The sequence below is a fragment of the Brucella pseudogrignonensis genome (assembly GCF_002252525.1).
Classification (GTDB): domain Bacteria; phylum Pseudomonadota; class Alphaproteobacteria; order Rhizobiales; family Rhizobiaceae; genus Brucella; species Brucella pseudogrignonensis.
Genome location: NZ_NNRM01000017.1, coordinates 703610 through 716868, shown reverse-complemented (window position 1 = coordinate 716868; position 13259 = coordinate 703610). Strand labels below are relative to the sequence as shown.

Below are 13259 nucleotides of genomic sequence, written 5' to 3'. Positions count from 1 at the left end.
AACACATGAAAAAAGCCGGGGTCGTCGCCCGGCCTGTCTAAATTATCAAAGACTTGCGCTGTTTATCGCTTGAGAAGCGACATGATTGCGGGAACCCCACAAGCAGCAAGTGCGAGCTTGACGAGATCACCAATGATGAACACGCCAAAGCCGAATGCGAAACCTTTTTCTAAACCGAACAGGTAGGCCATCCAACCTGCTCCCATCACAAGGATGACAACCTCTGCAGCAAGCATGACACCGCCGAGAACAAGCGGTTTGCGCGCCAGCCCCTTATCGGCAGCGCGACCGACCATCCAGGCCGCAATGAGATAGGACAGCAGATAGCCCCCTGTCGGACCAACCATGTAAGCAAGGCCAAGCCCCTTTTCCGGCGTCCCGGTAAAAACCGGCAAGCCGAGTGCGCCTTCAAGCAAATAGAGGGCAACCGTGGCAACCGCCAGACGCGAGCCATAAAACGCAGAGATTGCAAACAGCGCTGCTGTCTGCATTGTCACGTTGACGTAGAGAAGATCGACTTTGATATTGGCGGAAATGGTAAGAACAGCGGTACCGATAAGCGCGAGCAAAACAAACCGGAAAGCACGAGCCAATTGCCTGGTTTGCAAGTAGCCAGCAGGAAGAGAAGCAACGGCAACCTTTGATTTGTTTCTCTGACGCATGTTCATCGCACTCCTTATATCGACCCAATTTGGGCGCTGTGAGTACCGTTCCACCAGATTATCATTTGAAACCGGACTATATTCGTCATAAGCCGCTTAATCAATAAAACCAAAGAAGAACGGGTTAGTCCATGGCGCTTGATTTTGACGGCAGCTTTGCCCCTGAATATGGGACTCCGGTTGCCCTGAATAAAGGCCTGCTGCGGCTGACCGCGAATAATCCCAGCGCTTTTACCTTTCATGGCACCAATAGTTACATTGTAGGCACCGATACACTGGCGGTAATCGATCCTGGACCGGAAGATGAAGCGCATTATCAGACGCTGCTTGCAGCAATTGCCGGTCGCCCTGTCAGTCATATCTTCGTGAGCCACACGCATCGCGACCACTCCCCTCTCGCACAGCGATTGAAAGAACAGACGGGCGCACTCGTTGTCGCCGAAGGTCCACATCGCCCTGCCCGCCCCTATTACAGCGGCGAGATCAATATGCTGGAGGCGAGCGCCGATATTGATTTTGCGCCCGATCTGGCCCTCGCCGATGGTGCGAAAATCGATGGCGATGGCTGGAGCCTTCGCGGAATACACACACCCGGACACGCCGCCAATCATATGGCTTTTGGCCTTGAAGGCACCGGCATTCTTTTTTCAGCCGATCATGTGATGGCATGGGCCACATCCATCGTCGCACCGCCCGATGGATCGATGAGCGATTACATGACTTCGCTTGAAAAGCTGCTGGAGCGCGATGATCGCATCTATCTGCCCGGTCATGGTGGAGCCGTCACCAAGCCAGCTGCATTTGTGCGTGGTTTACGCGCACATCGGAAAATGCGGGAGCGTGCGATATTGGAGCGGATCGTGCAAGGCGACCGCACCATTCCCGACATGGTCAAGACTATCTACCGCGATACCGACCCGCGCCTGCATGGTGCTGCAGCTCTCTCAGTTCTCGCCCACCTTGAAGATCTTGTCGGGCGCGGTGAAGTCATTACGGATGGCAACCCGTCGCTCAACGGCATTTATCAGCCGCGGTGATTACTCCACATCAGCAGGAGCCTTGTTCACTTCGCCTTCAAGCGCGGACAGAAACTCGGTGATAAAGGCAGCGTTCAGGCCCATATCCCGATTGCCGTAACGCGAAACGGATCGCATATCGACATAGGTTGTTTCGCCTTCATCAAGCAGGCGGATGACCACATCGCTTTTCAAACCAAGAATGGTGCTGTGCGCAGTTGCTGCAAAGCGTGTCGCATTCTGCGTTGGCAGCGGCGTATCACGGCTGATTTGTTTCCAGCCAAATGCTTTCAACGTGTTTTCCACGCCTTGTGCAACCCGGTCGGGTGCAGCTTCATAGCGGCGCCCCATCACATCAGGATAGGCGGACATCTGCCTCAGCATATCGCTCTGGACCTCAACAGGCAGCGAATTCATACGCGTTAAGCGTGCAGGCATGGTCGAGGGAAACTGCGGCGGCGTCTCAAAGTCGGTCGTCAGATCATAGAGCGGAGGCGAGCCATACCAAAGCGAGGCGACGAAACAGAGGGGCAGCAGAACAGCACATGCCAGAAAGCTGGCCCAGAACGAACGCGCACCGCCTTTGTCACCATTCACCCATAGATTGCGTAGCCCCTTTGCGGCACAAAGCAGTGCTAAAATCGCGTATATCCCACCCGCAGTTGCAACCAGAACAAAATCGGGTGTCTCGATTTTACCGAACCTGTGCAGGACAAGACCAAGCGCCGACAGGACAGCCGCAAAAACGCCAAACCGCAATGCCCAGATTGCGGAGCGCGACTGTCGGCGCTGATAGCGAAGTTTTCTCATGCGGGGTCCCAACTGCCTTTAGAGCGCAATCATGCATAACAGAGACTGCTCTGGCGCAAAAGAAAAACGCTCAACACTCGCTGGCAATTTAACCAGCTATGAAAAAACAGCGGGAAAAATAGAGTGAAATCAATATAAAAGCTATTGCAGCAACTTCTAACGAAGGGCATGATCGCGTATATGGGGGCTTTTTTCGGATTCGTCGGAGAGGACGACATGGATCGAACCCTTCATAATGGCCAAATGCCAGCCACATCCAGCACCGCTGAAGCGGAGCAGGATGTCATGACGCTGGAAGCAGTCGAGCTCGAATTTGCGCTCGGTGCCATAGACGTTCTCATCGAAGGATTTGACACGGCTCTTGCCAAGGCAGCTGAGCGTGTGGGCGGCGAAGTACTTTTCAATATGCCAGCGCTGGACACCACCGAGGCACAACGTATCGGTGCAATTGCCATTCCCGGACAGCCGCAAGATCAGGTCGTCTTCGTTACGCTTGGACACGATGGTACAACACTTTCAGTCGCTCCGCCAACCGGCAACAATGCGCTGTTTGAAAGCCTTGGCCGCAATTATGCCGCTGTCATGAAAAGCCTGACACCGAATGGTAAGACAACCAACGGAACCTAGAGCGCCGTGCGCCCTCCTGGGCGCACAAAGATCGCTTCGCACTTTTCGGGATGCTCTCTAAAGCACTATTTCTCGGCCTGCGGCTTCACAGCTGCAGCTGGTGCTATTGCATGAAGATTGTGTGCTGGCACCGGATTGAGCGTCATCGTCGTCTGAACATCGCGTAGCTTCACGAATTTCATGCCTTTTGCCTGAAGCGCAAGAATGCCTTTGGCAACACCTTCACCTGCCGAACGTGTCGGCTGGTTGATATGGGAAATGATGACATCGCCATCGCGCGCCGCTGAAATACGGCGGGCCACGACAGGTGCAAGGAGGGATGCGCCCTGATCGCCATTGAGCGAGTAGCCGCCGATCTCATAGCCCATGCTCTGCGCAAGTTTAATAGCGTCAGTCGAATAACGGGCCGTGGCATCCCGATACCATTGCGGCTTTGATGCGCCGGATTTAGCGATCGCATCAGCGCCACCATCGATTTCGGAGCGGACCGCATCAAGCGAACCTGCCGTTTTGATATTATACATGGTCGGCGCATTGGTAATGGCTGGCACATGCATATTGCCGTGGTTCTCGATATCGAAAAGGTCGGGATGGGCCTTCATCACCGCGAAAGCTTCGGCATTCTGTTTCAACCAGCGCGCGGTGACAAAAATTGTCGCCGGAATGCGGTTTTCTACCAGCACATCGAGAATACGGTGATCCGTTTTGCCCATGCAGGCATCAAGCGTCAGCGCGACCTGTGGCGAAGCAGGACCACCTTTGGCGATGCGCAATTGCGGTTCAACAATGCTGATTTTTTCGTGCTTTTCCGGCTGTGGCAGCGCGTCATAGGCGCTGGCCACAGAGCTCAAGCAAACAAGCGCGGCCCCCGCCGCTAACAACTGACGAAACATAGCTGCCCCGATTAATTAAAGTTCTGGCTTTGAAATTTACTGTTTACAGCGCCTGAACCAAAGCCGAATTATGGCAATGATTTAGAGCAGCGATCCGATTGATTGAGATCACCGCTCTAAATTTTCGTTTCAGGCGCATATTACCCTAAAACCGTTTTACACTTTTCAGGATGCTTTACCATTGCGGGCTGCAGCTTGGGCTGCCGCCAGTCGGGCAATCGGCACCCGGAATGGCGAGCAGGACACGTAATCAAGACCTGTTTGCTCGCAGAAGCTGATCGATGCCGGATCGCCGCCATGCTCGCCACAAATACCCAGTTTGAGCTTGTCGCGTGTTTTGCGTCCACGCTCGGCTGCGATCTGGATCAGCTCTCCCACGCCATCAAAATCCAATGAAACGAACGGGTCCTGTTCGATTACACCACGGCTCTGATAGGTCGAAAGGAATGGCGCTGCATCATCACGCGAAATACCGAAAGTGGTCTGCGTGAGGTCGTTCGTGCCAAAAGAGAAGAACTCTGCCGTTTCAGCGATTTCAGCAGCACGAAGAGCGGCACGCGGCAATTCGATCATCGTGCCGACCATGTAGTCGATCTGGACACCGGACTCGCCGATCACTTCTTTTGCCACCGCATCGATGCGCGCTTTGACAAAATCAAGTTCTGCCTTGAGGCCGACCAGCGGCACCATGACTTCCGGCACGACATGCTCACCGGTCTTCTTGCCTGCTTCAATCGCAGCTTCAAAGATCGCACGCGCCTGCATTTCGGCGATTTCTGGATAGGATACCGCCAGACGGCAACCGCGATGGCCGAGCATCGGATTGAACTCATGAAGACTATCGGCACGCTCGCGCAGTCTATCGGCGTCAACGCCCATGGCGCTTGCCACTTCTGCTACTTCTTCATCAGTGCGTGGCAGGAATTCGTGCAAAGGCGGATCGAGCAACCGGATTGTGACAGGCAAGCCTTTCATGATCTCGAACAGCTCGACAAAATCCGAGCGCTGCATCGGCAGAAGCTTTGCTAGAGCCGCACGGCGACCATCCTCCTTGTCGGCAAGGATCATCTCGCGCATCGCGATAATGCGTTCGCCTTCAAAGAACATATGCTCGGTGCGGCAAAGGCCGATGCCTTCTGCCCCGAACGAGCGTGCAGTGCGGGCATCGGCAGGCGTTTCGGCATTGGCACGAACCTTCATGCGGCGCGTCTTATCTGCCCACTCCATGAGTTTACCGAAATCACCCGACAGTTCGGGCTGCAGCATGGCAACCTTGCCTTTCAGCACTTGCCCGTTGCCGCCATCAACAGTGATTACATCGCCTTTTTTGAAGGTCTGACCCGCGGCCAGCATAATTCCATTGCGATAATCAACACGGAGAGAACCTGCACCCGACACGCAGGGCTTGCCCATGCCGCGTGCGACCACCGCCGCGTGACTGGTCATGCCACCGCGCGTGGTCAAAATGCCCTCAGCCGCGTGCATACCGTGAATGTCTTCAGGGCTCGTCTCAACACGCACCAGAATGACATTGCGGCCTTCGGCTTTTGCCTGTTCTGCATCTTCAGACGAGAACACGATTTCGCCTGTCGCAGCGCCGGGAGAAGCAGGTAAGCCTTGGCCTATAACAATGCGCTCGGCTCGCGGATCGATGGTCGGATGCAGAAGCTGGTCGAGTGCGGCCGGATCAATGCGCAGCACGGCTTCTTCCTCAGTAATCAGCCCTTCTGCGGCCATTTCAACAGCCATCTTGAGTGCGGCCTTTGCCGTGCGCTTGCCGGAGCGGGTTTGCAGCATCCAGAGCTTGCCGCGTTCGATGGTGAATTCCAGATCCTGCATATCGCGGTAATGCTGCTCAAGCCGATCTGCCACTTTCAGAAAGTCGGCAAAAGCTTCCGGCATGACCTTTTCAAGCGAAGGCTTATCAGAACCTGCAGCAATACGCGCTTCTTCGGTGATGTTCTGTGGTGTGCGAATGCCTGCCACGACATCTTCACCCTGCGCATTGACGAGAAACTCGCCATAAAGCTTCTTTTCGCCGGTCGATGGATTGCGGGTGAAGGCAACGCCGGTCGCAGACGTTTCGCCCATATTGCCGAACACCATGGCCTGAACATTCACCGCCGTACCCCATTGAGCCGGAATGTTATGCAGACGGCGATAAGTGATGGCACGGGCGTTCATCCAGCTGGAGAAAACAGCACTGATTGCTCCCCAAAGCTGTTCGCGCGGATCTTGCGGAAAAGGCTCGCCGAGCTCTTCCTCGACCTTCGCCTTGTAGAGCGCGATCACATCTTTCCAATCGTCCGCACTTAGAGCCGTATCGACTTCAACGCCCAGATCGGCCTTCTTGTCTTCGAGGATTTCTTCAAAGAAACCATGGTCAACACCCAGCACGACGTCGGAATACATCTGGATGAATCGGCGATAGCTGTCATAGGCGAAACGCTCGTCGCCAGCCTCACGCGCAATTGCCTGCACTGTCTCATCATTGAGACCGAGGTTCAGAACCGTATCCATCATGCCCGGCATGGATGCACGCGCACCCGATCGCACCGACACGAGCAATGGCTTTTCAGCACCACCGAACACGCGTCCAGTCCGCTCGGCCACCTGATCAAGCGCTTTCTGCACCTGCTGATCAAGTTCATCGGGATAGGACCGCTCATGGTCGTAATAGGAAGTGCACACTTCCGTCGTGATCGTAAAACCGGGCGGCACTGGCAGACCAAGGCTGCTCATTTCAGCCAGATTCGCGCCTTTACCGCCGAGAAGGTTGCGATCGCTCGCAGCGCCCTCTGCCTTACCATCACCGAATGCGTACACCCACTTCGCCATGCCGGCCTCCCTTGCGCAGGTAACGGTCCGCAATGTCTGTGCTTTTCCACAGAACTGCAGAAACTATCTTCGTGCTTATGCGATCAAGTCGTTGTCTGCCAATCAAAAAAGACAAAGCACCGTAATAGAATCGATTAGACCCCGAACCGTCCTTCAAGCCGAATGGCGGCTTGAGAAAGAAGCAACTGTTTGTTGTGATGGTGAGCAGGGTTTCGAAGAGCTAAGCTTTGACAATTGCTATTACTCGGAGGACTGATGACTGAGAAATTGAATTCGATCACATTTCGCGCTCCACGCATCGAAGATGCCGAAGAAATATGTGCAATTACAAACATGCCGAAATTTCGAGCCGGTACCGCACGCCTGCCATTCACGCGCGTTGAAAATACACGAAAGTGGTTATCGTCCCTCAAAGATCGGCACATCGTCATACTGGCATTACTTAATGACAAGATCGTTGGTAGTTGCGATGTCCGTTGTGCAGAAGGTCGACGATCCCACGCAGGAACAATCGGTATTGGTGTACATGACGACTATCAGGGCCAAGGCATCGGCACGGGCATGATGGGCCAGATTATTGATGTGGCAGACAACTGGCTTAATCTGAAGCGGCTGGATTTGCTTGTTTACGCGGACAATGTTCCTGCCATCCAGCTTTATGAAAAGTTCGGCTTTGAACGCGAAGGCGTTTTGCGATCAGATTCATTCAGAGACGGGCACTATGTGGACTCACTCATGATGGCACGCCTGCGATTCTAGCTGATTGAATGCCCTGTGAACGAAACTTGATGACTCTTGACAAAGATGCAGATTAACTCCCAATATAAGAACAAACATAGAACATTTGGAGTTGATTATGCGTATCACCGGCAAGCTTGATTATCTTGAAATGCCAGCGGGCAATGGATCACTGGACGCTGCGAAGAGTTTCTATTCGCGCGCTTTTGGTTGGTCGTTCGTCGATTATGGGCCGACCTATTCCGCCTTCGCGGAAGGCCTGGATGGCGGTTTTGATGCCGATCCGGAAGCGACGCGCAAGCCGTTGCCTGTGCTTTATTCCGCGCAGCTCGAAGAAACCTTGAAGGCTGTGACAGAAGCTGGTGGAACGGTTGTGAAACCGATTTTTGCATTTCCCGGCGGTCGTCGTTTTCACTTCACCGACCCTGCCGGCAATGAGCTTGCTGTCTGGAGCGAGAAGTAACAGCATCATAGTTGCTAGTTGACAGCAGCGACCACATGGAAATGATGCGCCATGTCTTATTTAGTTCAACATAGAATTGGTGACATGCGCTTCATTCTCCCAGCCGTTCTGCTTTCTCTCGCCGCCTCGTCAGCATCCGCTCAGACAGCGGCACCTGCGTCCGAAAACGCACCGCTCAGCCGGTGCGAAGAGTTTCTCAAAGGTATGAGCGTTCTCAAGCCCGGTAAGGATTATGCAGTCAGAGACATCCCCGATGGCTGCGTTGTTTTGAACGGTTTGTATCAAGCCACGAGCATGATGGGCTGGACAGTAGACAGGGCCATCATCGAAGTGGATCGCTTGCAGGACTATCTGTCCGAAGCGCCTGATTTGAGCAAAACTGCACCGCAATGGGGACGCATTGCGGTCGATGGTGTGCGCTTCACGCTGCAAAGCGGCAGCAAAATCTCGGATTACATCACCTCAATTCAGCAATGGCCGATGGATTTTACGGCCTCCTACCGCTTCAATCCGGAGAGTGGTTATCTGCACATTCAGAACGCAGAAATCAGCAGCATAAAGCTGGGCAAAGCTTCAATTTCTGCGGAAATCAACCTGCCGATCGATTCATCGGTTGCTTCCCTGACCGTTAATCCGACCGCCACACTTTCGCATCTGCGTTTGCGCCTCGATAATCAGGGCCTGTTGGAAAGTGTCGCTTTGCCGACACTCGTCAATTTCGCTGCACTGCCATCTGAGACCGGCGAAAGCGACCCGGAAGTCGACATTGCGCGTCTACGCGATATTGCAAGCAAAGGCATTGAAGCTATGCCCGACAGCGAGATCGATGCAGCTTCCAGAAAAGCGCTGGCTCGTTTTGTTCAGGACATGCCAAATCCGACGGGCTTTTTCACAATGGATGTGCATTTCGACAAGCCGTTGCCAATCGGTCTCAAGGATCTGGAGCCGGGCAAACTTGCACAACACGCTCTGACAGGCGCAAAGATCAGCGTAACCTATAAAGCTCGCTAATCAGATAAAACCTGAAGCCAGAGCTTTTCCAATTTCGATTTATAGCATTTCCAGCAAAAGTGCGAAGCGGTTTTGCGTCGGATAATGCGTAAAAACAAACAGTTACAGCGGTTCCAACGATTCATTCTTAACTGGAACCGCTGTAACTGTTGGAAATGCTCTGTCTATCTGTTTTAGAGCATAAGTCCTATCGTAGTGAAACGAGGATCGATAAGATTATGCTTCAAATAAAAAGGCTTAGGGTGCCGATCTGATACAATCAGCTCGAAACGTGCTCTAAGCGCATCTTGCGAAACAAAGCAGTATCAACCGCCATGTCCACATCTCTATCATCACTTGAAACCGCCGCTAAATATCTGTCGCAATCCGACAAAGATCAGTTTTTCAAAATCAAGCGTGAAATGGAAGCATCAGGTGCATCCAGAGCAAGCATTGAAGAACGTCTTCATGCGTTTATTTGGCAAGTCATTGAAGCCGATGATGATGACGAAAACGAAAGCGGGAATGAAGAGTGAACTCTGACTCAGAAATGAGCGCGTCGATCTGAATATTTGCTTTTGCGCATCATCCGACGCAGAGCCATTTAACACTTCTCGAGACGCGCTCTAAAATCAGCTTGCTTCGCGCAGCTGCTCTGCGGTTTGAAGATCAACCGAGACAAGCTGGCTCACGCCTTGCTCACCCATGGTCACGCCAAACAGGCGGTTCATGCGCGCCATGGTGATCGGATTATGCGTGATGACTACGAAACGCGTTTCGGTTGAAGCCGCCATTTCGTCCATCAGATTGCAATAGCGCTCGACATTATGGTCGTCGAGCGGCGCGTCCACTTCGTCCAGTACGCAGATCGGTGCCGGGTTCGTCAGGAACACGGCAAAGATCAGCGCCATTGCAGTCAGTGCCTGTTCGCCACCTGAAAGCAGCGTCATGGTCTGCGGCTTCTTGCCGGGTGGGCGTGCCAGAATTTCCAGCCCTGCATCCAGTGGATCATCGCTCTCAATGAGCTGCAATTCCGCAGTACCACCACCAAAAAGATGCGTGAACAGACGCTGGAATTGCGCATTCACAACATCAAATGCGGCCAGCAAGCGTTCACGGCCCTCGCGGTTGAGGCTCTGAATCGCCTGACGCAGTTTCTTGATCGCTTCAATGACGTCTTCGCGCTCGGAGATAATCGCCTCAAGACGCGCCGAAAGCTCCTGACTTTCCTCTTCCGCGCGCAAGTTGACTGCACCAAGACGCTCGCGTTCGATCCGCAAACGTTCAAGCTGGCGCTCGAGCTGATCAGGATCAGGCATACGGTCTTCAGGCTTCAAACCTGTGTGGCGGATCGCTTCGTGCGGCGCACAATTAAGTGCATCGACAATACGCGCTTCCGTATCCTTGCGACGTTCCTCGGCAGCTGTCAGGCGCTCTTCCGCACGCGCACGCTGTTCGCGGCTGGTCGCAAGCTGCTGAATGGCAAGCGTTGCGGCCTTGTCGAGCTCTGCCTGTGCAGCCTCTGCTTCAGCAAGAATGTCGGCAGCCTGCTTGCGACGCTCATCAGCTCCCGAAAGCTCATTAAGCAGAGCGCGGCGGCGGCTTTCGATCTCTTCAGGTGCCTCCGCCAGGGCTTCAGCTTCATCAGCAGTCTCAGAACGACGATCATTTAGTGCAGCAATCTGCTGCGCGGCGTTTTCTGCACGAGACGCCCAGTTGCGGCGTTCAAGCCCAATCATCGCCAAACGGCGCGAACGGTTGTCGGCTTCGCGACGCTGACCTTCATAGGCAGCGCGAGCTTCCGCAAGCTGAACGCGGTCAGCTTGCACTTCGGTAGTCATGGCCGAATGGCGTTCGCCGATAGAATCCATATCGGGCATTTCGTTGAGACGGTCTTCGGCTTCAACAACGCGGATCTGTGCTTCCTCAAGGTTTTCCTCAAGGCGCGATTTGGCTTCTTCGAGACCTGCACGTTTGGTCGCCAGCTGACCCGCAGCACGTTCAACAGCAGCCAGAGCCTCACGCGCATCATCTAGCTTGCGCTGATTGGCACGCCAGGCATCGCGGGCAACGCGTTCCTGTTCCACCGCTTCGCGAACAGCCATTTCAAAACGTTGCACTGCCTGTTCGGCACTCTTTACGCGGGCGTCAGCACTGATTGCTTCCTGCTCAAGCTCCGCCAGACGGTTCTTTTGCGCAAGCCGCTGAGCAGCTGGTGTCGGCGCATCGGCGCTTGCAGTATAGCCATCCCAGCGCCACAGAGCACCAGCCTTGCTGACCAGTCGCTGGCCGGGACGCAGAGAAGCCTGCAAACGCGGACCATCATTGTCGGAAACCACGCCGACCTGCGCCAGTCTGCGGCGCAATTGCTGTGGGCCTTGCACCAGACGATCAAGCGATACACTGCCTTCAGGCAGAGCCGGATCGGTTTCAACTGCCGGATTATAGGCCCAAAAGACCGGCGCATCGGTGTCGCTTGCTGCATCAAGGTCTTCACCCAGAGCGGCACCCAAGGCAATTTCATAGCCCTTTTCGACTCGTAACTCTTCGACGACCGGCGGAAACTGTCCTGTCTCCCCAGCATTGAGAATGCGCGCCAATGTCTGCGCTTCGGTATCGATCCGATTAAGCTCAGTGCGCGCTTCGCTGAGCGGCTGACGGCCTGCTGCCTCCTGCTCACGCGCAGCACCCACGAGTTCTTCAGCGGCAGTCACCGCGTCTTCGGATGCTGCCAGTGCGTCAGTTGCAGCTTCAACTGCAATGCGCTTCTCAGCCGGATCAAACAGTCCACCGATCTGCTCAGTGACCGCCGCAATATCGCGCTCGATTGTTTCCATCTGGTTCGCCAGACGGTCACGACGGCTTTGCGTTTCCTGCAAGGCCCGCTCGATCTGCGTTCGTTCGGCAGCGGCCTCTGCGCGTTCCGCGGTCACGCGAGCAAGCGCGTTTTCGCTATCCTGCAGCCGGATTTCCGATTCCTCGAAAATCGCACGCAACTCTTCATCGCGTTCGCCAGATGCTTCATTGGATGCGAGCAGCTCCTGCTCTTCCTCGTCAAGCCGTGCCAGAATGTCGGCATTCTCGCGCACCATTTGCTCTTCGCGTGCAATGTCGGCAGTCAACTGTTCGAGCCGCTTCATAAGCTCGGCACGGCGGGCACGAATACGACCGTCTTCTTCGTCGAGCTGTGTGCGAGCGATTGAAAGACGCTGCAAAGCGGCAGCGGCTTTGGCTTCTGCCTCACGCATTTCAGGCAATTTATGCGCGCCAACGCCCTGTTCGCGCGCGGCATTCATCTGTGCCTGCGCCATATCGCCGACAACAGAGGTTGCCTGTGCCAGTGCGCTTTGTGCCTCGCCTTCCTGCGTTTTGGCTTGCGACCAGCGCAAATGAAGCAGGGCCGCTTCGGCGCGACGAATATCAGCCGAAAGCGCTTTAAAGCGATTGGCCTGACGCGCCTGACGTTTCAGACTTTCAATCTGGCTGCCAAGCTCGCCAACGACATCTTCGAGGCGTTCAAGATTGCCTTCGGCTGCTCGAAGGCGCAATTCCGCCTCGTGGCGACGGGTATGCAATCCGGAAATGCCTGCGGCTTCTTCCAGAAGCGCGCGACGCGCCTGGGGTTTAGCCTGAATAAGTTCGCCAATCCGTCCCTGCCCCACCATGGATGGCGAGCGGGCGCCAGTTGATTGATCGGCAAAGAGCAGCTGCACATCCTTGGCGCGCGCTTCCTTGCCGTTGATGCGATAAACCGAGCCAGCTTCGCGCTCAATACGGCGCGAAACCTGCAACTCGTCCTGATCATTATAGGCAGCAGGTGCTGTACGGTCAGAATTATCGAGGAAAAGCGTCACTTCCGCCGTATTACGCGCGGGTCGCGTAGCGGAGCCGGAAAAGATCACATCGTCCATGCCGGAAGCGCGCATGTTTTTGTATGAGTTTTCACCCATCACCCAGCGCAGAGCTTCAACGAGATTGGACTTGCCGCAACCATTTGGCCCGACAACACCGGTCAGCCCACCTTCAATGACGAACTCCATCGGTTCGACAAAGGACTTAAAACCAACAAGACGCAGCTTGGAGAAGCGCATCAGTGAGCCCTCCCCGAAACTGTTTCAATGCGCCGGTTATGCGAAAAACCGGCTTCCACTTTTTCGCCCGGCGCTTGCGTATAAACACAAAAAGCGGACGCAACGAAGCGTCCGCTTTTCTTGCCGAAAGG

At 54.6% G+C, this 13259-nt stretch carries 11 protein-coding genes; 6 read left to right on the top strand and 5 right to left on the bottom strand.

Annotation, left to right across the window (positions count from 1 at the left end; all coding sequences use genetic code 11):
* Nucleotides 1-62: 62 nt before the first annotated feature.
* On the bottom strand, nt 63-662 hold the full coding sequence (locus CEV34_RS10030; RefSeq protein ID WP_007874091.1) for a biotin transporter BioY: 600 nt from the start codon (nt 660-662) through the stop codon (nt 63-65).
* A gap of 131 nt (nt 663-793) precedes the next feature.
* Here CEV34_RS10030 and CEV34_RS10025 point away from each other — a divergent pair, with 131 nt between their 5' ends.
* A complete protein-coding gene (locus CEV34_RS10025) occupies nt 794-1699 on the top strand; it encodes an MBL fold metallo-hydrolase (RefSeq protein WP_007874089.1) in 906 nt (301 codons plus the stop codon).
* On the opposite strand, the gene CEV34_RS10020 is transcribed toward CEV34_RS10025, so the two are convergent.
* Entirely contained in the window at nt 1700-2488 is a 789-nt protein-coding gene (locus CEV34_RS10020; protein ID WP_094543539.1) for a DUF1499 domain-containing protein, read from the bottom strand.
* Nucleotides 2489-2704: 216 nt separating this feature from the next.
* Here CEV34_RS10020 and CEV34_RS10015 point away from each other — a divergent pair, with 216 nt between their 5' ends.
* Nucleotides 2705-3115 carry a hypothetical protein gene (locus CEV34_RS10015; RefSeq protein ID WP_007874087.1) on the top strand — a complete coding sequence of 137 codons (411 nt, stop codon included), beginning with the start codon at nt 2705-2707 and terminating at the stop codon, nt 3113-3115.
* Nucleotides 3116-3180: 65 nt separating this feature from the next.
* Here CEV34_RS10015 and CEV34_RS10010 read toward each other — a convergent pair whose 3' ends face one another.
* Nucleotides 3181-4008, bottom strand: a complete 828-nt coding sequence (locus CEV34_RS10010; protein ID WP_007874086.1) for a polysaccharide deacetylase family protein — start codon at nt 4006-4008, stop codon at nt 3181-3183.
* 165 nt (nt 4009-4173) lie between these two features.
* Nucleotides 4174-6846, bottom strand: a complete 2673-nt coding sequence (ppdK, locus tag CEV34_RS10005) for a pyruvate, phosphate dikinase (protein ID WP_007874084.1) — start codon at nt 6844-6846, stop codon at nt 4174-4176.
* A 255-nt stretch (nt 6847-7101) separates the two neighbouring features.
* Between ppdK and CEV34_RS10000 the strand changes: the two genes are divergently transcribed.
* The 4 genes from CEV34_RS10000 (at nt 7102) to CEV34_RS09985 (ending at nt 9573) form a co-directional block, all read left to right on the top strand.
* A complete protein-coding gene (locus tag CEV34_RS10000) occupies nt 7102-7605 on the top strand; it encodes a GNAT family N-acetyltransferase (RefSeq protein WP_007874083.1) in 504 nt (167 codons plus the stop codon).
* 97 nt (nt 7606-7702) lie between these two features.
* Entirely contained in the window at nt 7703-8047 is a 345-nt protein-coding gene (locus CEV34_RS09995; protein ID WP_007874082.1) for a VOC family protein, read from the top strand.
* Between the two features lie 84 nt (nt 8048-8131).
* Nucleotides 8132-9058, top strand: a complete 927-nt coding sequence (locus CEV34_RS09990) for a hypothetical protein (RefSeq protein WP_007874081.1) — start codon at nt 8132-8134, stop codon at nt 9056-9058.
* A gap of 287 nt (nt 9059-9345) precedes the next feature.
* A complete protein-coding gene (locus tag CEV34_RS09985; protein WP_235819028.1) occupies nt 9346-9573 on the top strand; it encodes a hypothetical protein in 228 nt (75 codons plus the stop codon).
* Nucleotides 9574-9669: 96 nt separating this feature from the next.
* On the opposite strand, the gene smc is transcribed toward CEV34_RS09985, so the two are convergent.
* Nucleotides 9670-13128, bottom strand: a complete 3459-nt coding sequence (gene smc, locus CEV34_RS09980) for a chromosome segregation protein SMC (RefSeq protein ID WP_007874077.1) — start codon at nt 13126-13128, stop codon at nt 9670-9672.
* Between the last annotated feature and the right edge of the window lie 131 nt (nt 13129-13259).

Coding starts and splice junctions, on each gene's coding strand:
- ppdK (WP_007874084.1), bottom strand. CDS start 6,846: ATGGCGAAGTGGGTGTACGCATTCGGTGATGGTAAGGCAGAGGGCGCT.
- CEV34_RS10025 (WP_007874089.1), top strand. CDS start 794: ATGGCGCTTGATTTTGACGGCAGCTTTGCCCCTGAATATGGGACTCCG.
- smc (WP_007874077.1), bottom strand. CDS start 13,128: ATGCGCTTCTCCAAGCTGCGTCTTGTTGGTTTTAAGTCCTTTGTCGAA.
- CEV34_RS10000 (WP_007874083.1), top strand. CDS start 7,102: ATGACTGAGAAATTGAATTCGATCACATTTCGCGCTCCACGCATCGAA.
- CEV34_RS10015 (WP_007874087.1), top strand. CDS start 2,705: ATGGATCGAACCCTTCATAATGGCCAAATGCCAGCCACATCCAGCACC.
- CEV34_RS10010 (WP_007874086.1), bottom strand. CDS start 4,008: ATGTTTCGTCAGTTGTTAGCGGCGGGGGCCGCGCTTGTTTGCTTGAGC.
- CEV34_RS10020 (WP_094543539.1), bottom strand. CDS start 2,488: ATGAGAAAACTTCGCTATCAGCGCCGACAGTCGCGCTCCGCAATCTGG.
- CEV34_RS09990 (WP_007874081.1), top strand. CDS start 8,132: ATGCGCTTCATTCTCCCAGCCGTTCTGCTTTCTCTCGCCGCCTCGTCA.
- CEV34_RS10030 (WP_007874091.1), bottom strand. CDS start 662: ATGCGTCAGAGAAACAAATCAAAGGTTGCCGTTGCTTCTCTTCCTGCT.
- CEV34_RS09995 (WP_007874082.1), top strand. CDS start 7,703: ATGCGTATCACCGGCAAGCTTGATTATCTTGAAATGCCAGCGGGCAAT.